17 protein-coding genes and 1 pseudogene are annotated in these 21,916 nt (G+C 46.2%); 17 read left to right on the forward strand and 1 reads right to left on the reverse strand.

All coding sequences use genetic code 11. The annotated features are described in order from the left end of the window. Positions 1-201 precede the first annotated feature (201 nt). The 10 genes and pseudogenes from ICN18_RS08080 (at position 202) to ICN18_RS08125 (ending at position 12,848) form a co-directional block, all read left to right on the forward strand. Entirely contained in the window at positions 202-1,617 is a 1,416-nt protein-coding gene (locus ICN18_RS08080) for a carbohydrate porin (RefSeq protein WP_216190001.1), read from the forward strand. Between the two features lie 230 nt (positions 1,618-1,847). Beyond that, complete coding sequence (locus ICN18_RS08085; RefSeq protein WP_369411880.1) at positions 1,848-3,344, forward strand: TolC family protein; 1,497 nt, start codon at positions 1,848-1,850, stop codon at positions 3,342-3,344. 9 nt (positions 3,345-3,353) lie between these two features. Beyond that, entirely contained in the window at positions 3,354-4,625 is a 1,272-nt protein-coding gene (locus ICN18_RS08090; protein ID WP_216190002.1) for an efflux RND transporter periplasmic adaptor subunit, read from the forward strand. Next, positions 4,626-7,709, forward strand: a complete 3,084-nt coding sequence (locus ICN18_RS08095) for an efflux RND transporter permease subunit (protein ID WP_216190003.1) — start codon at positions 4,626-4,628, stop codon at positions 7,707-7,709. It abuts the gene before it with no gap. Between the two features lie 13 nt (positions 7,710-7,722). Further along, positions 7,723-8,517, forward strand: a complete 795-nt coding sequence (gene surE, locus ICN18_RS08100) for a 5'/3'-nucleotidase SurE (protein WP_216190004.1) — start codon at positions 7,723-7,725, stop codon at positions 8,515-8,517. A 29-nt stretch (positions 8,518-8,546) separates the two neighbouring features. Beyond that, positions 8,547-9,170, forward strand: a pseudogene (locus tag ICN18_RS08105) (protein-L-isoaspartate(D-aspartate) O-methyltransferase); the annotation flags it as partial. An 8-nt stretch (positions 9,171-9,178) separates the two neighbouring features. After that, complete coding sequence (locus ICN18_RS08110) at positions 9,179-9,973, forward strand: peptidoglycan DD-metalloendopeptidase family protein (RefSeq protein ID WP_439650823.1); 795 nt, start codon at positions 9,179-9,181, stop codon at positions 9,971-9,973. 25 nt (positions 9,974-9,998) lie between these two features. After that, positions 9,999-10,820 carry a 3'-5' exonuclease gene (locus ICN18_RS08115; protein ID WP_216190006.1) on the forward strand — a complete coding sequence of 274 codons (822 nt, stop codon included), beginning with the start codon at positions 9,999-10,001 and terminating at the stop codon, positions 10,818-10,820. Beyond that, on the forward strand, positions 10,813-12,240 hold the full coding sequence (gene rlmD / locus ICN18_RS08120; RefSeq protein WP_216190007.1) for a 23S rRNA (uracil(1939)-C(5))-methyltransferase RlmD: 1,428 nt from the start codon (positions 10,813-10,815) through the stop codon (positions 12,238-12,240). The genes ICN18_RS08115 and rlmD overlap by 8 nt, the downstream gene beginning before the upstream one ends. Before the next feature lie 53 nt (positions 12,241-12,293). After that, positions 12,294-12,848, forward strand: coding sequence for an outer membrane protein (locus tag ICN18_RS08125; RefSeq protein ID WP_216190008.1), 555 nt, complete (start codon positions 12,294-12,296; stop codon positions 12,846-12,848). A 364-nt stretch (positions 12,849-13,212) separates the two neighbouring features. Here ICN18_RS08125 and ICN18_RS08130 read toward each other — a convergent pair whose 3' ends face one another. After that, a complete protein-coding gene (locus tag ICN18_RS08130; RefSeq protein WP_216190009.1) occupies positions 13,213-13,914 on the reverse strand; it encodes a Bax inhibitor-1 family protein in 702 nt (233 codons plus the stop codon). A gap of 261 nt (positions 13,915-14,175) precedes the next feature. Between ICN18_RS08130 and ndk the strand changes: the two genes are divergently transcribed. Genes ndk through der form a run of 7 tightly spaced genes read left to right on the forward strand, consistent with a single transcriptional unit; the run spans position 14,176 to position 21,750 of the window. Next, positions 14,176-14,601, forward strand: a complete 426-nt coding sequence (ndk, locus tag ICN18_RS08135; RefSeq protein WP_068321117.1) for a nucleoside-diphosphate kinase — start codon at positions 14,176-14,178, stop codon at positions 14,599-14,601. Positions 14,602-14,647: 46 nt separating this feature from the next. Beyond that, positions 14,648-15,856 (forward strand): dual-specificity RNA methyltransferase RlmN, encoded by a 1,209-nt coding sequence (rlmN, locus tag ICN18_RS08140; RefSeq protein WP_216190010.1) that lies wholly within the window; start codon positions 14,648-14,650, stop codon positions 15,854-15,856. Between the two features lie 22 nt (positions 15,857-15,878). Then, positions 15,879-17,159 carry a flavodoxin-dependent (E)-4-hydroxy-3-methylbut-2-enyl-diphosphate synthase gene (gene ispG / locus ICN18_RS08145; RefSeq protein ID WP_216190011.1) on the forward strand — a complete coding sequence of 427 codons (1,281 nt, stop codon included), beginning with the start codon at positions 15,879-15,881 and terminating at the stop codon, positions 17,157-17,159. A gap of 24 nt (positions 17,160-17,183) precedes the next feature. Continuing rightward, entirely contained in the window at positions 17,184-18,524 is a 1,341-nt protein-coding gene (gene hisS, locus ICN18_RS08150; protein ID WP_216190012.1) for a histidine--tRNA ligase, read from the forward strand. Between the two features lie 48 nt (positions 18,525-18,572). Next, positions 18,573-19,232, forward strand: coding sequence for a YfgM family protein (locus ICN18_RS08155; protein WP_216190013.1), 660 nt, complete (start codon positions 18,573-18,575; stop codon positions 19,230-19,232). Beyond that, positions 19,232-20,389, forward strand: coding sequence for an outer membrane protein assembly factor BamB (bamB, locus tag ICN18_RS08160; protein WP_216190014.1), 1,158 nt, complete (start codon positions 19,232-19,234; stop codon positions 20,387-20,389). Before ICN18_RS08155 ends, bamB begins: the two co-directional genes overlap by 1 nt. Then, a complete protein-coding gene (der, locus tag ICN18_RS08165) occupies positions 20,386-21,750 on the forward strand; it encodes a ribosome biogenesis GTPase Der (RefSeq protein WP_216190015.1) in 1,365 nt (454 codons plus the stop codon). Before bamB ends, der begins: the two co-directional genes overlap by 4 nt. Positions 21,751-21,916 lie beyond the last annotated feature (166 nt).

A 21,916-nucleotide genomic window follows, 5' to 3' on the forward strand; every position in this document is an offset into this window, starting at 1 on the left:
AAAACCAATGCGAGCCCAATCTAGCGGTGATTCTTCCTCAATCTGTCATCTTCAGGACATAAAGACTAGGTAAATTACCTCTTTTTGGGGATAATTCGGTCTGCACCACCCTTGAGCTTCAATCTCAAGCTGTGTTTGCCTAGTTTTCTCCATCGGCATGTTGTCTTTGCATTGCACTGGCAACCCCATTAGAAATTGTGAATGACCCGCAAGATTTATCTACTCCTCCTGTTGAGCATTATTTGCACATTCTTCGGGGCAACTGCGTTCGCGCAGAGGGCGGGTTCTGGCGCCGACCAAATTGCTGGTTTTGCGGAAGCTATTCATGGTTTACCAACAGAAGGTGAGCTCTTTGGTTTGCCGATGAACGTGCACGGTCAAACAACGTACATCAATCAGCGTTACAACAACTTCACATCAAGCTATTCTGGTCAGAATAGTATGTCATCTTTGAAGTCGATGAGCTATACCTGGTCAGGAACTTTATTTTTTGGTGCACGCCTTGCTCCAAATACAGATATATATTTCAACCCAGAAGTGATTTCTGGGGTGCCATTTTCTGGGCTCACTGGCCTTGGCGGATTTACCAATGGTGAGGCAACTAAAGCAAATGGTGCACAAGCCAAGTTTTACTCTGCACGCGCATTTTTACGCCAAACAATCAATCAAGAGGGCGATAAAGTCGTTCTTGAAAACGAAGCTAATCAAATTACCCAAACTGTGAGTAGTAATCGCGTAGTAGTAACTGCTGGACAGTTTTCCACTTTAGATATTTTTGACGATAGTCGTTACGCTAAAGATCCTCGTGTGCAGTTCATGAACTGGGGCAATATGACCTATTTGGCTTATGACTATGCTGCCGATGCGCGCGGCTATAGTACTGGCTTAGCGGGCGAATGGTACCTAGGCAATTGGGTGATGAGAGCGTCTCGAATGCTTGCCCCAAAGACTCCAAATGGCCGTGATTTGAATTGGCAAATCTTCAATACTTATGGCGATCAAGTTGAAGTAGAGCGTCAACACAATATTGCTGACTTGCCTGGAAAAGTTTCGGTACTCGCTTATCGCAACAAAATGATCTTGGCCCGCTTTCAGGATGCGACAAATTACGTAGTAGCTAATAATGCGCAAGGTACTCAAGCGATTAATAATGTTCGCAATAATTATCAGTACAAAACGGGTATTGGTATTAATGGCGAACAAGCGTTAACTAAAGATCTTGGCATTTATGGCCGCGCCTTTACCTCCGATGGTCACACAGAAACTATGTCCTTTACTGAAGCAGATAATTCTTTATCAGTGGGTATGGGGCTAAATGGTACGAGTTGGAGTCGTCCAAAAGACACAGTTGGTATATCGATGATGCAAAACGGTTTATCGAGCTATCGTAAAAATTATTTACAGTCGGGTGGAGTGTCTTACTTTATTGGTGACTATGCCGGTCCTGGACAGGCAATTTCTTATCGTCCTGAGCGTATTGGTGAGCTGTATTACAACGCCACGGTGATTAAGAATGTCCTGGCTGGTTTGAACTTTCAGCACATCAATAATCCGGCCTATAACGCGGCTCGTGGCCCCGTAAATATCCTATCTTTTAGGATTCATGCCGAGTTTTAAGGTTTTTACTGATAGCAGGAGTCATGCAGGCTTAATTATTATCTTTAGAATCAATAACTTATGGATTCTGATTTATTAGACTTTTGGCTTTTGTCCCCTATAATCCTTAAAACCCCCTGAAATGGGTATGGATAGGATCTAAATCCGCATCTGGGGCTATAAAAACAGCATTTCTACTGATTTAGAGGCAGCCGCTTTTGTTGATTCTCGGCAGATATAAAACTTGCGCAGTGAAACCGCTCAATAGCGTGACGCCATTTGCAATGGCCGCTTTTGTTGTTTGCTCCTCTGCCTTTTCAGTTTCAGCATTTGCACAAGCGGCTGTGGATGGTACTCCAGCAAGCGTGACTGTTCAGTCTGGTGATACTTCATTAGCGGCACCACCATCGATTGGCTCACAACTCGGCGCAAGCTCTAAAGCTGCTGAGATGTTTGCTCCAGTTACCAAAGCAAATACCCCGAAGATTTATACCAAGCCTGTTTCATCGGGACCAACGGAGATGGATTTGCGTCAACTCTGGAATGAGTTGAGGATAAATAATCCGCAGTTATCTTCATTGCGTGAGTCTTACTTATCCGCCAAGGCAACTGTTCCACAAATTAATGCGCCGGCCAATCCGCAGGTTGGTTTGGTGTGGTCAGGTATGCCGGTTAATTCACCTTTTGCTTTAGGCGGAGCAAACGCACCATCACAGCAATATCCAGGCGGCATTAGTAGTAATAACGCCATTTCAGTGGCGCAACCATTTCAGTTTCCAGGCAAGAAGAGTCTTGCAGCAGACATCGCCGATACCAATGCTGAAGCTTTGCTAGCAAGCTCTGAATCTACCTATTTGCAACTGGGTGCACAGTTATCAACGCTTTACTACAACGCTCTTGCAGCTCAAAAGCAATTGCAGGTTCTAAAAGAGTCTGTCATTCGTTTGGAGATGATCAAGAATGTAGCTAAAGCCCGTTATGCCAATAACGCTGCAGCCTATGTTGAGTTCTTAAACGCGCAAGTAGCGCAAAGTGCAGCGCAGGCAGATCAATTTAATGTAGAGCGCCAACTGAATGTTGCTTTAAACAACATTAACACTTTGGTTGGTCGTCACTCTCGTGACAGGCTGATATTGCGTGGGGATGTGCGTCGCGCAATGAACGGTGTCCCAACCTTGATTGAGTTAGAAGATTATGCAGAAAGTAGTCACCCATCTTTGAAGAGTTCAGCATTGCAATTGGATGCTGCGCGTAAAGGGGTGGATTTGGCAAAGAAAGCCTACCTACCAGACTTTCAGGTGATAGGTTCCTCTTACACACCACGCGGACCATTTTCTGCAAACAATGGCGCGATGTTCTATCAGTTTGAATTAGATTTAATTATCCCGTTGTACTTCTTTACTAAAGAAAAGTATGGGGTAGAGCAGGCGCAGCGTAATCAAGCAGCAGCAGAGGCGGGCAATATCTCCAATCGCCAACAAATCGTATTGGCTGTAAATACGGCCTACGCCAATTATGAGCAAGCCAAGAATCAAACCCAGTTTTTGAAGGATCGCCAAGTACCTCAGGCTGATGCTGCTTACAAGGTTGGACTGACGCAATACTCAAATAATGGTCAGGGCTTTAATGATTTATTGACTGCGCAAACGCAATTGCGTAACTTGGAGATTGCATTAGCTCAGGCGGAAAGCAATCTAATGCAAGCGCAAGCAGTATTAATGGTTTCAGCGGGTAAAGAACCCTTTTAAGGAGTAGTTTTGAAAGACAAAATTCTTTCGTTTCTAAAACAGTTGTCTGAAAAGGCAAAGCCACATTTGCAAAAAGGCGCTCAGCAGGGTGCGCACCATGCAAAAGTAGCGGCTGCTGGCTTGGCCGGTTTGTATTGGAATCTCTCTCCACAAAATCGCCATCGTGTACGTTTGGCTGCTTTTGCCTTTGCCATTCTTTCTCTGGGTATTATGGTTGGTCGTCTTACCAACGTGAATCGTGCTGTAAAGATTGAGGCATCTGACAAGGCATTAAAGGTGGAGAGGAGCGGAGCGCTAGAGTTAAGTCTTCCTGGCATCTCCCTTAATCCAGAAATTTATATATTTCAGTCAGCAGAAAAAGTGCAAGTTCCTGTAAATATTAAAGTGCCAGGACGTCTTGCCTTTAATGCAGAAAAATCTAAAGTACTGTCAGCACGTGCTCCTGGCCGCATAGAGCGCATTTATGCGTTTGATGGGGCTCCTGTAGAAATTGGCTCGCCAATTGTTGAGATGTACAGCCCTGAGTTTCTTTCGGCGCAGCAAGAGTACTTGCTGTCTTCTAAGACGGCCAAAGTCCTTGAATCTAGTAAGACCATGAGTGACTTGTTGGGGGATGCTCGTATTACCCAGCAGGCGGCTGCAAATCGCATGAGAAATCTCGGAGCAGGCGAAGGTGATATCAGAAGTATTGAAACTACAGGCAAAACTACTAGCAATCTCATCATGCGATCCCCTTTAAAAGGGGTTGTCGTCAAGCGCAATGTTGAGCCTGGGGCTGCTGTCAATTCTGGCGATGTAATTGCCACATTAGCCGACCCCAAGCAACTCTGGTTTTTGGGTAATGTGTTCGAACAGGATTTCAGGATGATCAAGCAGGGGCAAAAAATGGTTCTGCATCTTGAGGCTTATCCTGAAAAAGAATTTATTGCTTATGCAAACTACATTGCGCCGACGATTGATCCGCAGACGAGGGCTTTGTTGATCCGTGCTGATGTAGAGAACACGGACGATTTGTTGCGTCCGGATATGTTCGCTTCTGGCTTATTAACCACTGGCATTACTGATGCGGTTGTGGTTCCGCAAACAGCAATCGTCAGGGTGCGAGAAAATCGCTATGCCATTATTAAGGTTGGCCCTGAAACGTATCGCCGTGTCCCCGTTAAGGGTTATGACCTCAATAGCAAGACTTTTGCTATTACTGAGGGTGTGGAACAGGGCTGGCAAGTATTGGCTCAAGGCGCGGTGTTGTTAAATGATCGCTTTGCCAAGCAGGAGGATTAATTGAGCGCTTTTACCTCCTTTATTCGAGGGGTTGTTGAGAAGCGTGCGCTTGTCATATTTGCTTCGATCGTTTTACTTGGTCTGGGTGTGTTTAGCCTCAGTAAGTTGCCTATTCAACCCTATCCTGGTGTTGCTCCTTTAACTATTCAAGCCATTTCCCAATGGCCCGGCCGAAGTACAGCAGAGGTTGAGCAGCAGGTCACCATTCCAGTCGAGAACGCCTTAGCTGGTATTCCGGGATTGCAGGCTTTCCGTTCCGTTTCATTGTTTGGCTTATCTGTTGTCACTCTGAAATTTACCGAAACCACTGATTCGTTTAAAGCCCGTCAAATATTTATCAGTAATTTAAATGGCGTGAACTTTCCGCCTGGTGTTACTTCCAGTATTAGTCCGGATTCAGATGCGATTGGTGAAATCATGCGTTATGAGGTGCGCTCTGATTTCGCTTCCTCCACCCAGCTAAAAACTTTACAAAACTATGAGATCTATAAAGAGCTCAAGCAGACCCCTGGTGTAGCTGACGTTTCTTCTTTCGGTGGCAAGGTGCGCCAGTACCAAGTCATCGTCAGCCCAGAGAGTCTCCAGGCAAAAGGCGTATCTGTTAACCAGCTAATTGACGCCTTAACAAATGCTAATAGCAATACAGGCGGCGGATTGCTGCCAACAGGTGAGCAGCAGTTCGTAGTTCGTGGTGTAGGCCTGCTGAAGAATATTGATGATATCAAGCAGGTAGTCATTACTAACAATAAAGATGTTCCGATTCGGATCGGTGACGTGGCTAAGGTCGAGATCGGAAATGCGCCGCGTTTAGGTATGTTTCAGTTCAACGACAACCCAGACTCGGTAGAGGGAATCATCTATTTGCGTCGTGGTGAAAATGCTACAGAAGTATTAGCACGCGTTCGTACAACGATTGAAAATATTAATAAGCATGTATTGCCACCTGGTATTGAAGTAAAACCTTTTTATGACCGCCAGGCTTTATTGGACATCACAATTGGCACTGTTAAGCACACTTTAGTTATTGGTATTTTGTTGGTGGTTGCCGTTCTTTATTTGTTCCTAGGAAACTTGCGTGCTGCTGCAGTAGTTGCAGCAATTATCCCTTTGTCACTTTGCGTTTCCTTTATCCAGATGCACTTATGGAGTGTTCCGGCTAATTTGATTTCCTTAGGGGCGATTGACTTTGGTGTGATTGTCGATGCCGCAGTGATCTTGTGTGAAAACGTGATGCGTCACTTAGAGGAGGGTGGCAAGCGCCTGAACCAGAGCATCATTATGGCCACAAGTGAAGTACAGCGCGCCATGATTTACTCCACAGGAATCATCATCGTAGCTTACTCTCCATTATTTTTTATGGGCGGTGTAGAAGGCATTATCTTTAGACCAATGGCCTTTACGATGGGCTTTGCTTTACTGGCTGCAATGGTGCTAAGCCTGACCTTTTTACCGGCAATGGTTTCCTTGGTCTTTGGTGAAAATCTCCACCACAAGCCACCAGAGTTCATTACGAAACTTATTGCAAGCTATAAGCCTTTATTACGTAAGTTAATGGATCGTCCTTTAACGGTTTTCTCGGTAACTGTTTTTGTATTGGCTCTTACCCTTCTGAGTATGACTCGATTGGGAACGGCCTTCTTGCCAACCCTGGAAGAAAACAATATTTGGTTGCGTGTGACTTTGCCTAACACTGTTGACTTAGACTACTCAATTAAGATCGCTAATCAACTGCGCCAAAGCTTTAAGGGGCGCCCCGAAATTGATCGGGTAGCTGTTCAAATTGGCCGCCCTGATGACGGTACCGATTCGACTGGTGTGTTTAATCAGGAGTACGGACTTTATTTGAAGAGTCCAGACAAAATGCCCGCAGGCTCTTCTAAGAAGTTGTTGATTACGCAGTTAGAAAAAGAGCTTAATACCATCCCCGGTATTAGCTATAGCTTCTCTCAATACATTGAAGACAACGTAAACGAAGCCTTATCTGGCGTTAAAGGTGAGAATTCGGTCAAAATTTATGGCGACGATTTAGATGTTCTTGATCAGAAGGCGCATGAAGTGGTTGCACAACTGAAAAAAGTACGCGGTGTCGCTGATGAGGGTGTTCTGAAGGAGCTTGGACAGCCAACGCTGAATATTCAAATTGATCGCGATCGCGCCGCGCGTTATGGCATTAACGTCAACGATATTCAAACTGTTGTTGCCAATGCAATTGGTGGCGCTGCGGTAACTAACTTGCTTGAAGATGAAAAGACTTTTGGCATCGCCATTCGCCTGAATGAAGGTAGTCGCAATGATGTGGCTGACATTGGCCATTTATTGGTTGACTCTCCAAATGACACCAAGATTCCGCTATCCATGGTGGCAACGGTCAAGCTAACTGATGGGCCATTCTTCATCTATCGAGAAGCCGGTAAGCGTTATATTGCGATTAAATTTAGCGTGCGCAACCGTGACTTAGGCAGCGCCGTTGAGGATGCGCAGTACCTCGTAGAGAAGAACATTACCTTACCGCCGAATTACTCTATAAGTTGGGATGGTCAGTTCAATCAAATGAAACAAGCCCATAAAAAGCTGATGGTCATCGTGCCTTTGGCTTTGACTGGAATCTTCCTTCTGCTTGTTAGTGCATTTGGTAATTTCCGTGATGCGTTTATTGTGATGATTAATGTGCCATTTGCTGCCATTGGCGGTGTGATCGCACTGCATCTCGCAGGTGAGACTTTGAGTATCTCAGCATTCTTTGGCTTCTTATCGCTCTTTGGTATTGCCATTCAAGATGGTGTAATACTTATTTCCTTTATTAATAAGACCACAGCTAAAGAGCATGGTGAGATGAAGGATGTCATGGTTGATGGCGCTGCTCTTCGGGTGCGTCCCGTGTTGATGACTGCCATCTTGGCTGGTTTGGGTCTTTTACCAGCCGCCTTATCGCACTCCATTGGTTCGGAAGCGCAACGTCCTTTAGCGCTGGTGATTGTGGGTGGCATGGTCTCCACTATTATTTTGACGCTGCTCGTGTTACCGGTGATTTATAGCTGGTTTAGAGGTCGCGCCTTAACTGCAATGCAAAATACTCAAGCCTAGAAAGCCAATTTTTATGAGCGATCGTCAACCCCATATCTTGGTCTCTAATGATGATGGCTATTTAGCTCCTGGCTTATTGGCTTTGGTTAAAGCAGTGCGTCCTTTAGGGCGCATTACTGTGATTGCCCCAGAGCAGAACCATAGCGGCGCCTCGAATTCACTCACATTATCAAGACCCTTGTCGATTCATCGTGTAGCAGGTGGTGAGCGTGATGGTTTCTTCTTTATCAACGGCACGCCTACAGATTGTGTACACGTTGCGATGACTGGATTCTTGGATGAGAAACCTGACTTAGTGATCTCCGGTATTAATCAAGGCGAGAACATGGGTGAAGATACGCTGTACTCTGGCACCGTTGCAGCCGCAGTAGAGGGTGTGATGTTTGGTGTACCAGGCATTGCTTTCTCGCAAATTGATCGTGGCTGGAATCGCATTGAAGATGCTGCTAAAGCGGCACATGACGTAGTGGCACAAATGTTGGTTTCTGCCTTAAGTAAAAATCATGCTGACGGCGTAGCAACACTACTTAATGTGAATATTCCGAACCGCCCCTATGCTGATTTATACCGCTGGCGTGTTACCCGCCTGGGCAATCGCCACCACTCACAACCAGTGGTAGTGCAAGACAGCCCACGTGGTGAGAAGATCTACTGGATTGGCGCTGCTGGTGACGTGAAAGAGGGCTCTGAAGGCACGGACTTTCACGCAATCGCAGAGGGATGTATTTCTATTACGCCGATGCAATTGGATTTAACGCACCATGCGCGATTAGCAGCAATGCGTGCAAATGGCTGGGATCGCGGTTGAAGGCTCCTACCGAACGCTTTGCGGTATACCGACAAGCCTTAGCTGCAAAAGTGCATGCTGGTGGCGTCAAGCACGGCAAAACCTTAGAGGCTATTGCCACAGTTCCTCGCCATGCATTTATGGACGCCGGCTTGCATGCGCAAGCTTATGAAGATACGGCTTTACCTATTGGGCACGAACAAACCATTTCTAAGCCTTCTGTAGTAGCGCGCATGATTGAGTTATTACACAAGCCTAAACATAAGCTTGGCAAAGTACTAGAGATTGGCACTGGTTGCGGTTACCAGGCTGCAGTTCTGAGTTTGTTGGCGGATGAAGTGTATTCGATTGAGCGCATCCGTCCACTGCACGATATGGCAAGGGCCAAATTGCGCCCATTTCGAATTAATAATCTGCGCCTGATTTATGGCGACGGGATTTTGGGTTTGCCTCAAGCGGCACCGTTTGATGGGATTATTCTGGCAGCAGCAGGGCTCGGCATTCCGGATGCCTTGCTAGACCAATTGGCTATTGGTGGGCGCTTAGTTGCCCCAGTTGCCAAAAATGACAAAGAGCAGCAATTGGTGATGGTGGAAAGAATGAGTTCCCAGCGCTACCAAAGAACTGTGCTGGACGGGGTCTTTTTTGTGCCCTTACAATCAGGGGTAGTATGAGATTTATGATGAATTCACCCATTCAGCATCTTTTTAATGCCGTCAATTTAATGCCACATAAGCTATCTAATACCCTTCTTATTGCACTTCTATCCTCATCAGTAATATTGGTGGCCGGTTGTTCCATACCTCGCACTAAGCCTGCTAGCGTGACTGATCGTAGTGGTGGCTCTAGTGAACCTGCACCTCCTGGTTACTATCGCGTCAAAAAGGGCGATACGCTTGCTCGCATTGCTTTAGACAATGGCCAAGCGCCACGTGATGTCACTCAGTGGAACAAAGCGGTAAACCCAAGCTTTAATCCGAATGTGATTGAAGTGGGTGATTTGATTTTGATTAAAGCGCCTGGAGGTGCTAAGCCTGCGCGCGTAGCTGATAAAAAGTCAGATGCACCAGTGCAAGCACAATCACCAGAACCAGCCAAAACAGATGTCATTGCTGAACCAGGTATTCGTTTATCTTGGCCGGCAAAAGGTAAAGTCACTGGCGAGTTCAGCGAGACCAATAAAGGGATTGATATTGCTGGCAAAGTCGGCGAGCCCGTTCTTGCAGCATCCGATGGCAAAGTCGTCTATGCGGGTAATAGCCTGCGCGGTTACGGCAATCTCTTGATTGTGAAACATGACAACACCTACCTAACTGCTTACGCCCACAACAGCAAGCTCTTAGTTAAAGAGGGTGATGCTGTGCGCAAAGGTCAAAAGATCGCGGAAATGGGCGATACCGATGCTACAGCGGCAAAGCTGCACTTTGAGTTACGCGTTAACGGCAAACCAGTCAATCCAACACCGTATTTACAGTAGTGTTGCAGGAATAGGGTGATGGGCTATGGCCACTGTTCTTGTATTTGATATTGAAACTATTCCCGATGTAGCGGGTTTGCGTCGCCTGGAAGATTTTCCAGAGTCAATGAGCGACACTGAAGTAGCCGCCAAAGCAATGGCCGATCGTGCCGCTAAAACTGGTAGTGAATTTCTTCCTTTATTTCTACAAAAGATTGTTGCCATTTCCTGCGTGATTCGCAGAACGACCAAAGAAGGCTTGCCGCAAATTAAAGTGGGCACCCTTGGTACTGCGCAAGATGATGAGAAGGTATTGGTCCAAGCTTTCTTTGATCTGGTCGAAAAATACACTCCCCAATTGGTTTCCTGGAACGGTAGTGGCTTTGATTTACCTGTGCTGCACTATCGTGCATTAGCGAATCATGTACAGGCGCCACGGTATTGGGAGATGGGCGAGAGCCAAGATTCTGATAGCCGTGAATTTAAATGGAACAACTACATTAGTCGTTACCACATGCGTCATCTTGACATGATGGATCTCTTAGCAAAATTTAACGGTCGCGCGAATGCACCGTTAGATGGATTGGCTAAGCTGTGCGGCTTCCCGGGTAAGATGGGTATGGATGGTAGCCAAGTATGGCCCGCCTATCAAGACGGCAAGATTAATGATATTCGTCGGTACTGCGAAACCGATGTGGTTAATACGTACTTGATGTATTGCCGCTTTCAGTTGTTGCGTGGTGGCTTTTCTCTCGAGGAATACCAAGAAGAAATCGACTTCGTAAAGGCCTATTTAGAAAAAGAGGCCAAAGAACTGAATGGCGGTCAGTGGCAAGAATATCTCCAGGGTTTTTCAGCAGATGCGTAGAGGAGATAAGCCGGTCAATATTGAGGTGATTGAGCCAATCAAAGTGGAAGCCCTAGATTTAGATGCCCAGGGTATTGCGCGCCTAGCCCCCAGCGAAGAAGAAGCTTCCCAGGGTCAAAGTGGTAAGGTTATCTTTATTAAAGGTGCATTGCCAACAGAATTGGTGACCTACACCATCACTAGTAATAAAGCGCGTTTTAGTAAGGCAAAGGTGCGAGACATACTCAAGCCTGCAGTATTTAGAGCTGAACCTAAATGCAAGGCTTTTGGTGTATGCGGTGGCTGCACGATGCAGCATTTAGATATTCGTGCGCAAGTAGCTATGAAGCAGCGCGTCCTCGAAGATGATTTGCATCATATCGCCAAAGTGAAGCCAGAAGAAATTCTGCGCCCGATGGGTGGCCCCGCTTGGGAATATCGTCACCGCGCACGTTTAAGTGCCGTCAATCGCTCCATTAAAAAAGGTACGGTACTGATTGGCTTTCATGAGGGTAAGAGTGGCTATGTAGCTGACATGCTTGCTTGTGAGATCTTGCCTAAGCATGTCTCCGATTTATTGCCGGAGATGCGCAAATTGGTAATGGGTTTATCGATTGTTGATCGCATGCCACAAATAGAAATTGCAGTTGGCGAGCCTGAAGATGCACTATCGGATGACCCTAAAAAATCTAAGCCAGTCACCGCATTAGTGTTTCGTAATCTCAAACCCTTAACGACTGAAGATGAGCAGCTCTTGCGAGCGTTTGCAGATCAGCATCAGGTCTGGATGTGGTTACAGCCTAAAGGTATTGAGACGGTGGCGCCGTTTTATCCTGAGACTGGCAAGCTTTGCTATCGTCTGCCTGAGTTTGAAATCGAGATGCCATTTAAGCCTGCGGATTTCACGCAGGTAAATCATATGATGAACCGCGCATTGGTGAGCAGAGCGATTCGGTTGTTGGAAGTCAAAGAAACAGACCGAGTATTGGATCTCTTCTGTGGAATTGGTAATTTCACATTACCCCTTGCTAGAAAAGCAAAACAAGTTTTAGGCATTGAAGGTTTAGAGAGCTTGACGACTCGAGCAAAAGCAAATGCAGAACATAACGGACTCGTTGATAAAGCGAGCTTCATGCAAAGCGATTTATTTTTAGTAACAACAGAAACAATCACATCCTGGGGTAAAGCGGAGCGCTGGTTGATGGATCCACCACGTGAAGGTGCAATGGAGATTTGTAAAGCGCTAGCAGAATTGCATCTACAACAAAGCGACTTGCTTCCCCGGCGCATTGTCTATGTCTCTTGCAATCCTAAAACCTTGGCTAGGGATGTGGAGATCTTGTGCCACCAGGCGGACTACCGATTGAGTAGCGCAGGGATTATTAATATGTTCCCGCACACCTCCCACGTCGAGTCGATGGCAGTTTTTGATAGGTTATAGCTATTTGATATAGTGATAAATAATAAATAAAAAAGTATTGGAGGCGTAGTCAGATGAAGAAATTGGCATTTTTGCTGTGCGTTTTAGCGACCCCTTTTGCTTATGGCCAATCGCAAAACTTTGAAGGTTTTGGTTTGTCTGTGGACTATGCATTAAATTCTATTACTGACATATCAACACCAGGCGGATCGGTAACTAGTCGAAGCGGAATTCCCAGCATCACCGCTGATGTTTATAAAGCTATTAATGATCAATGGCTAGTCGGTGGATATGGTAGCTATGATTTGGCCACAACGGATACTTCAGGCTCCGACCCGGATGCGCAGCACCCAATGGAAGCTGGTGGAAAAGTGGCTTATGCATTTACTGAAAATTTATTGGGCTATATCAAGCTCGGATGGTCTTGGTCCAAGTACTCTTCGCCTGGCTACTATCAATGGCTGAATGGACCAAGTTACGGTATTGGGGCTGAGTATCTACTCAACAAGCATCTCTTTACTAGAGTGGAAGTGTCACAACAAAACTATAAAACCATTCAATGGAATGATGGCTCAACCGACAAGGTTAATATCAATAGCTATGGCGTTTCTCTGGGTTGGCGTTTTTAGTCTCTCGGACTTAAATTTCTCCGGCTCGTAATATTCGCACCAAAAGGGCGCAAATTCAGCGCTCTCTTGGTGTTTTTCGCCTTTGGCCGGGCATTCTAAGTATTTTCCTGTCTTATAGAAGAGTAGATTAAGCTTGTGTAGTGAATCTTGCTGCCAATCAGTCCATTTACTTTTGGGGGTACATCATGAAAGCCTCAGATAGTTTTGCTCTCTTGTTTATTTTGATAGCGCTGTCTTATGCGGTGAGTATATTTGTAGCAACTTAATTTGCTTGCTGTAAGCCAAGGAGCATTTAGTGCTCAAAGAAAAAGGCGCCCGCAGGCGCCTTAGAGAACATCACACTTTGCAGTGCGCTAAATTCCTTTTAGTCTCTATTGCCACCAACAATGCCCAATAATGCGAGCAAGTTGGTAAAGACGTTATACACATCCAAGTAGATTGCTAGGGTAGCCATGATGTAGTTGGTCTCACCGCCATTGATGACACGTTGTACATCAACCAAGATGAAGGCGGAGAAGATCGCGATAGCCAGCACCATCACAGTCAACATCAAAGCAGGTAACTGTAACCAGATGTTTGCAAGGGAAGCAACGATCAAGAGCAGTACGCCAACCATCAGCCATTTGCCCATGCCAGCAAAGTCACTCTTGCTTACAGTGGCAATGGTTGCCATGGTTGCGAAGATTGCAGCTGTGCCGCCGAAAGACAGCATGATCAGTGTTGCACCATTGCTATAGCTATTTAAAGTAAAGCCGACTAAACGGGACATCATGATGCCCATGAAGAAAGTAAAGCCCAGAAGTAGCAGGACGCCTACACCGGTATCTTTATTCTTTTCGATTGCCCAGAAGAAACCAAAGGCAACAGCCATAAACACCATAAAGCCAATAAATGGGCTGCCTGAGAACAGGTCTAATCCCATGGCAACTCCGAGCCATGCCCCAATCACTGTTGGAACCATGGAGAGCGCCAAGAGGGCGTAGGTATTACGCAGTACGCGGTTGCGTACCTGGACAGTGCTAATTGAGCCGGTTTGGCCAAAGCCGTAAGAGTTCAGATCACTCATATTGACTCCTTCTTTTTCATAGTTAATACAAGAGCCCATGTAGGGCTGTTGAGGATAAGTATAGACAAAACACCCCAATTTCAAGCCCCCACAGAAAAGACCTACAAATTAAAGGCTTATGCCCTGTAAATTCAAGGGCTTAGCCCTACAGACATAGGGGTAAATACGGTCAGGCAATGTATAATTCGGGGGTCGCTGGAGTGGGGCGGGTTATTAGTCCAATCCCAGCAAATACCTTTGAAATCACTATTGGAGTCTTGAATGGCAATTGAACGCACCCTTTCTATTATCAAACCTGATGCTGTCGCTAAAAACGTCATCGGCAAAATCTATGACCGTTTTGAATCTGCTGGTTTGAAGATTGTTGCTTCCAGAATGGCGCATTTGTCACAAAATGAAGCAGAGCAGTTCTACGGCGTTCACAAAGACCGTCCTTTCTTCAAAGACTTGGTGAGCTTCATGATCTCCGGCCCTGTAATGATTCAAGTATTGCAAGGCGAAGGCGCTATTGCTAAGAATCGTGACTTGATGGGCGCGACTGATCCTAAGAAAGCAGAAAAAGGCACAATCCGTGCTGACTTTGCTGACAGCATCGATGCAAACGCTGTTCACGGTTCTGACGCTCCTGAAACAGCTGCTGTGGAAGTTGCTTTCTTCTTCCCTGGTATGAATGTTTTCAATCGTTAATCGACGATTGCTAACGAACAACCTATTTAACTAATAAGTAGGCGCATTGACCTCCCCGCGCGTAAATCTCTTAGATTTTGACGCTGACCAAATGGCAGCGTATGTCGCGGGGTTGAATGAAAAGCCCTTTAGGGCAAAGCAGCTCATGCAATGGATACACCAACGTGGTGTTGCTGACATTAATGAGATGAGTGATTTAGCAAAAAGCTTTCGAGCAACTTTGCTAGACAAAGCAGAAGTACTTTCTCTCCCCGTAATTAAAGACGAACACGCCGCTGATGGTACCCGCAAGTGGTTGCTGGACGTGGGCGCCGGTAATGCAGTGGAGTCTGTTTTTATTCCTGAAGATGACCGCGGCACCTTGTGCATTTCATCTCAGGCAGGTTGTGCAGTGAATTGCCGCTTTTGCTCAACAGGGCATCAAGGCTTCTCTCGTAATCTGACTTCCGGTGAAATCATCGGACAACTTTGGTTCGCTGAGCATCTATTGCGTAATGATCCAGAAGCTATTCGCAGAATTGAAAAATTTCCAACTCCAGGCTGGGAGCACACAGGTCGTGTGATTTCCAACGTGGTGATGATGGGTATGGGCGAGCCTTTACTTAACTATGACAACGTCGTTTCTGCATTGCGTTTAATGCTCGATGACAGAGCCTATGGTTTATCTCGTCGTCGTGTGACGGTTTCTACATCTGGCGTAGTGCCCATGATTGATCGTCTTGCGCAAGATTGCCCAGTCGCATTAGCAGTTTCTCTGCATGCACCGAATGATGCATTGCGTGATCAATTGGTGCCGCTGAATCAAAAATATCCCTTACGTGAATTGCTAGATGCGTGTGAGCGTTACCTACCATTCGCACCAAGAGACTTCCTGACCTTTGAATATTGCATGCTCGATGGTGTGAATGACTCGGATATTCAGGCAAAAGAATTGGTGCGCCTGCTTAGAAACATTAAGTGCAAGATTAATCTCATTCCATTTAACCCATTCCCAGAGTCTGGGTTAAAGCGTTCACCAGCTCAGCGGGTCAATGCATTTGCTGGCATCTTGCTGGATGCAGGTATGGTAGCCACAGTACGCAAGACCCGTGGTGATGACATTGCTGCGGCTTGTGGTCAATTGGCGGGTGATGTGGTTGATCGTACCCGCGTGCGTGAACGTGATGTCCACAGTGCCGAGATCGAAATCGAAGAAGTGGAATCCGATGAGCGGTCAAATGAGCACCCCATTGAGTGGCTCAAAAAGTTAAATTAAAGATTAGATTCCGATTAATCCAATGAGTTCTAATAATTCTTTGCCGCCATTACCGAATTTACCTTTGGGCCCTTCGCCTAAGCGACCAACACGTCAAGCAACGGTTGCTTGGAAGACAAACGTCATCACTGTTGGTGGTGATGCACCTGTTCGTGTGCAGTCAATGACAAATACCGATACTGCTGATGCGGTGGGTACAGCGATTCAGGTGAAAGAACTAGCGCGCGCTGGTTCGGAGATGGTGCGCATTACTGTAGATACACCAGCTGCTGCAGCAGCGGTGCCTTATATTCGTGAGCAGTTAGACAAGATGGATGTCTTAGTACCATTGATTGGCGACTTCCACTACAACGGGCACACTTTATTAAATGATTTTCCAGAGTGCGCTAAAGCGCTCTCAAAGTACCGTATCAATCCAGGTAATGTGGGTAAGGGCGCTAAGCGCGATCCACAATTTGCGCAGATGATCGAAGCCGCTTGTAAATACGATAAGCCTATTCGGATTGGCGTGAACTGGGGTAGCTTGGATCAGGATCTTCTGGCATCCATCATGGATAGCAATGCTGCTTTAGCAGTTCCAAAAACTGCGCAAGAAGTAATGATTGAGGCCTTGATTCAATCTGCTTTGCAGTCCGCAGAAAAAGCGGTTGAGTTTGGCATGAACCCCGATCAAATTTTGCTGTCTTGCAAAGTGAGTAATGTACAAGACCTAGTTGCCGTATATCGTGATCTCTCCCGTCGCTCTGACTATCCCTTACATTTAGGTTTAACTGAAGCGGGTATGGGTAGCAAAGGAATTGTTTCTTCTACTGCTGCGATGGGTATTTTGTTGCAGGAAGGTATTGGCGACACGATTCGTGTTTCCTTAACGCCTGACCCAGGCGCCCCTCGTGAAAACGAAGTGATTGTTGCCCAAGAGATTTTGCAAACTATGGGCCTACGCAATTTCACGCCAATGGTAATTGCGTGTCCTGGTTGTGGCAGAACAACTAGTACAACTTTCCAAGAGTTGGCAGCCAATATCCAGTCTTATCTTCGCCAACAAATGCCGGTTTGGAAGAAAACCCATCCTGGCGTAGAGAATATGAATGTAGCCGTAATGGGTTGTATCGTGAATGGCCCGGGCGAGAGCAAGCATGCCAATATTGGTATTTCATTACCAGGAACGGGTGAAACTCCGGCCGCGCCAGTATTTGTGGATGGAGTGAAGGTCAAAACCCTACGTGGTGAGAAAATCGCTGAAGAGTTTCAGGTGATTGTTGATGAGTACGTCAAACAAAATTACGCAGCAAAAGTTGAATAAAGCCAAGCTAGAACAAGAATAAAAATGACTGATCAAAGTAAAGACCAAAAGCCACAGGCCAAAGTTCAAAAGACGCAAAAGATCAATGGCGTGCGTGGCATGAATGATCTGCTGCCTGCAGATGCCGCTCAGTGGGCGCACCTTGAGCATGTCTTGCGTGATCTCACACGTGCTTATGGTTATGAATTCATGAGAACGCCGATTGTTGAAGCAACCGCAGTATTTCAACGTGGCATTGGTGAGGTTACTGACATTGTTGAAAAAGAAATGTATTCCTTTGAGGATCGCTTAAATGGTGAGCAACTGACTTTACGTCCTGAAGGCACAGCTGCTTTAGTGCGTTCTGTTATTGAGAATAACTTGCTCTACGAAGGACCAAAGCGTCTTTGGTATACAGGTCCCATGTTCCGTCACGAGCGCCCACAACGTGGTCGCTATCGCCAATTCCACCAGTTTGGTATTGAGGCTTTAGGCTTCTCAGGCCCTGATATTGATGCGGAAATTATTCTCATGGGTCAGCGCCTCTGGGATGAGCTGGGTTTGAAGGGCGTGCGTCTAGAAATTAACTCTCTTGGTCAGGCACCTGAGCGTGCAGAGCACCGCGCTGCCTTGGTAACGTATTTTGAGAAGAATAAAGAGGGGCTTGATGAAGATTCGCAGCGTCGTCTTCTCACTAATCCACTAAGAATTTTGGATTCTAAAAATCCAGAAATGCAGGCATTAATTGAAGGCGCGCCAAAGTTATTGGATTTCTTGGGTGAAGAGTCCCTTAAGCATTTCAATGCCGTACAAGCATTGCTCAAGGCCAATAACATTCCCTGCAAAATCAATCCACGTTTAGTGCGTGGCTTGGATTACTATAACCTCACCGTCTTTGAATGGGTGACTGATGAATTAGGTGCTCAAGGCACGATTGCGGGTGGTGGACGTTACGACCCCTTGATCGAGCGCATGGGTGGTAAAGCTGCACCTGCTTGTGGTTGGGCTATGGGTATGGAGCGTGTTTTGGAATTGATGAAGGTTTCTGGATCATTGCCAGAAGCTCAGGTTCAATGCGATATCTTTGTATTGCATCAAGGTGGCGAGACTTTGACGGCCGCCATGATTATTGCTGAGCGCTTACGTAGTGCTGGTATCGATACTATTCTTTTCTGCCCTCCAGACGGTCAATCTGCTAGCTTTAAGTCCCAAATGAAGAAGGCGGATAGTAGCGGGGCCGCTTTTGCGGTCATTATTGGCCCAGATGAATTGGCTAAGAATGAGGCCCAACTGAAGGATTTACGTGGCACGGGTGAGCAAAAGTCTGTTCCCTTGGATGATGTCCTGGGAGCGTCAATTGATGCCCTAGTAGGCGCCTCCGAATAGAATTAAGCTAATACACCATTAATTACTAATAAATGAGTTTGGATTGACATGCCTTTAGATCTAGAAGAACAAGAACAATTAGACCAATTCAAAGCGTTTTGGCAAAAGTACCGCAACCTGATTACTGGCGTAATTACTGCTGCCTTATTCGCCTATGCTGCTTACAGTGGATATCAATGGTGGCGTAATAGCCAGGCGCTAGAAGCTTCTAAGTTGTATGAAACGATGGTAAGCGCTATTGCTAAAGGTGATAAAGATCAGACCTTGCGCGCTACAGACGATCTGCAAAAAGATTTTGGACGTACGCCTTATGCAGCGATGTCTAGTTTGATTGCTGCGCGTATTGCATCGGACGCCGGTGACACTGCAAAGGCTTTGGATTACTTGCGTTGGGCTGCAAAGAACGCTTCAAATGATGGTTATCTTGCGTTGGCTAAATTACGCTTGGTGACACAGTTGATTGAGCAGGGCGGCGAGAAAGATTTTGCGGAAGCCAATCAAATCTTGAATGAGAAACCCATTGCCGGTTTTGAGTCTTTATGGCTTGAGCGTCGTGGCGATTGGTACTTGGCTCAAAAGAAAAATGCCGAAGCTAAAACAAGTTATCAAGATGCGTGGAAAAAATTAGATCAAGCAAAAGAGTTTCCTGAAGAGGCGCGACGTCTCTTGAAGGTGAAGCTAGATGCTGTTGGAGGAGTTGCTCAGTGATGATTAAAAAGATGAAGAGCTCGCCAATGCGTATCTGTACTGCTTTGGTATTGGGTTCGTTGGTCATTGCTTTGACAGCTTGCTCCGGCGGCTCTCGAGTCAGAAAGCCAGCAGAATTAGTTACAGTAAGTAATCAATTTGATTTGCAACCGGTATGGTCTACCAGCATTGGCTCATCAGAAACTTTTAACTTTCATCCAATTGTTGCTGGCGATGCAGTGTATGCAGCCTCTCATGGTGGGAACTTGGCAAAGATTGATTTAGCAACTGGCAATAAGGTCTGGTCAGTATCGGTTCCTGAGAATTTATCGGTTGGCCCTGGCTCTGATGGCCGTACTACCGTTGCTGTAACTACCAAAGGCATGGTCTACGCCTATGATGATGCTGGTAAACCGATCTGGAATGTCAGTGTTGGCAGTGAAGTATTAAGTGAGCCAGTAGTTGCTGGTGGCGTGGTAATTGTGCGCGCGCTCGACAATCGCTTCATTGGGCTGGATGCACAAACTGGCGCCAAAAAATGGACCTATCAGCGTCAGCAATCCGCTTTGTCTTTGCGTGTAGGCTACGGAATGTTGGCTATTAATAATGAAGTGATTGTGACGGGTTTTGCCGGCGGACGTTTTGGCATGATTGCCATTGCTAATGGCGGTTTAGTTTGGGAGACCCCAGTTTCATTTCCGAAGGGTTTCTCAGAAATTGAGCGCTTGAATGATGTGACTGCTAAGCCAAGCATGGAAGGCGATATTCTTTGTGCGGTTTCTTATCAAGGACGTATTGGCTGTGGTCAAGCCCGTACTGGCAGCCTTTTGTGGTTTAAGGACTATTCAAGTTATACCGGTACTTCACAAAGTACGGATATGGTTTTCTCAGCAAACGAAAAATCCTATGTCACTGCCTTTGCGACGAAGGACGGCACACAGGTTTGGGAAAATACACAACTCACATATCGTGATGTAGGCGAGTCACTTGCAGTTGGCAGAGTGTTATTAATGGGTGATGCCCAAGGGTATATCCATGCATTTTCACAGGCGAATGGTGAGATGGTTGCGCGTATTCGTCACGACAGTAGTCCAATCTCGGCTGCCCCCATTGCGGTAGGTGGCCTCATCTTGGTTCAGTCTCAAGGTGGAAAAATAGCGGCGTACAGTCCAAAATGAATCCAGTCATCACTATCGTCGGCCGTCCCAATGTGGGTAAGTCGACACTCTTTAATCGCCTAACGCGTTCACGTGATGCTTTGGTGGCTGACTTTTCTGGCTTAACCAGGGATCGTCACTATGGTAAAGGCCGCATTGGTGAGCGTGCATTTATTTGTGTGGACACTGGCGGTTTTGAGCCGGTAGCAAAGACTGGCATTGTTGCCGAAATGGCAAAGCAAACCAAGCAAGCCGTTGCAGAGTCTGACATTGTGATTTTCTTGGTTGATGGTCGTTTGGGCATGGCGCCGCAAGATCGTGTCATTGCTGACTTCCTGCGTAAGACTGGTAGACCAGTCATCTTGGCGGTAAATAAAACAGAAGGTATGCAGGCTGGTGTTGTGACTGCCGACTTTCATGAACTCGGTTTGGGCGAGCCATTTCCAATCTCTTCCGCGCATGGTGATGGTGTTCGTGGTCTGATTGATGACGCATTAGACTCACTAGGCATTGCAGAGCCCGATGAAGATGAATTAGCTAACGATCCAAATCGCCCAATGAAGATTGCGGTAGTAGGGCGTCCTAACGTTGGTAAATCTACCTTGATCAATAAGTTGATCGGTGAAGAGCGCGTCATTGCATTTGATATGCCAGGCACTACCCGTGATGCAATCGAGGTTCCCTTTGAGCGCAATGGCAAGCCATACATCTTGGTTGACACCGCAGGCCTGCGTCGTCGTGGCAAAGTATTTGAGGCAATTGAGAAGTTCTCGGTTGTTAAAACATTGCAAGCGATTGCCGACTGTAATGTGGTGATCTTGATGTTAGATGCCCAGCAAGATATTTCTGAGCAAGATGCTCACATCGCAGGATTTATTGTTGAAGCCGGTCGTGCATTGGTGGTTGCGGTGAACAAGTGGGATGGCCTCGATGCGTATGTAAAAGAGCGCGCTCGTTTAGAGATTGCACAAAAGCTGCGCTTCTTAGATTTTGCAAACGTACACCCGATTTCGGCTAAAAAAGGCACAGGCCTAAAGGAGCTCTTTAAAGATGTGGATTTAGCCTATGCTGCAGCGATGGCAAAACTACCAACGCCACGCCTAACGCGTATTTTGCAAGAGGCTATCGAGCATCAACAGCCAAAACGCGTGGGTATGGGTCGTCCGAAATTGCGTTATGCCCACCAAGGGGGCATGAACCCCCCAATTGTGGTCATTCATGGCACATCATTGAGTGGGGTTACTGATAGCTATAAACGATACTTAGAGGGTCGCTTTAGGGATGTCTTTAAGTTGCGTGGAACGCCTTTGCGTATTCAAATGAATACGGCCAAAAACCCCTATGTTGATGACGACAAGGGTAAAAAAGGCAAAAAACGCTAATTTAGGCTAAGCTTTATTCCTCGACTTGAAATGGGCTTGATTTTTTTAAAAATCGGCCCAATATAGATAGTCTGAGTAGTAATTTGCTTAGATTTGGTTGGCATGTATTTAGTAGTGAATATTGATGTTTAATAAAAAAAGCAAGACTCCCAAAAAAGTAGTTAAC

The sequence above is a fragment of the Polynucleobacter parvulilacunae genome (genome assembly GCF_018881715.1).
Classification (GTDB): domain Bacteria; phylum Pseudomonadota; class Gammaproteobacteria; order Burkholderiales; family Burkholderiaceae; genus Polynucleobacter; species Polynucleobacter parvulilacunae.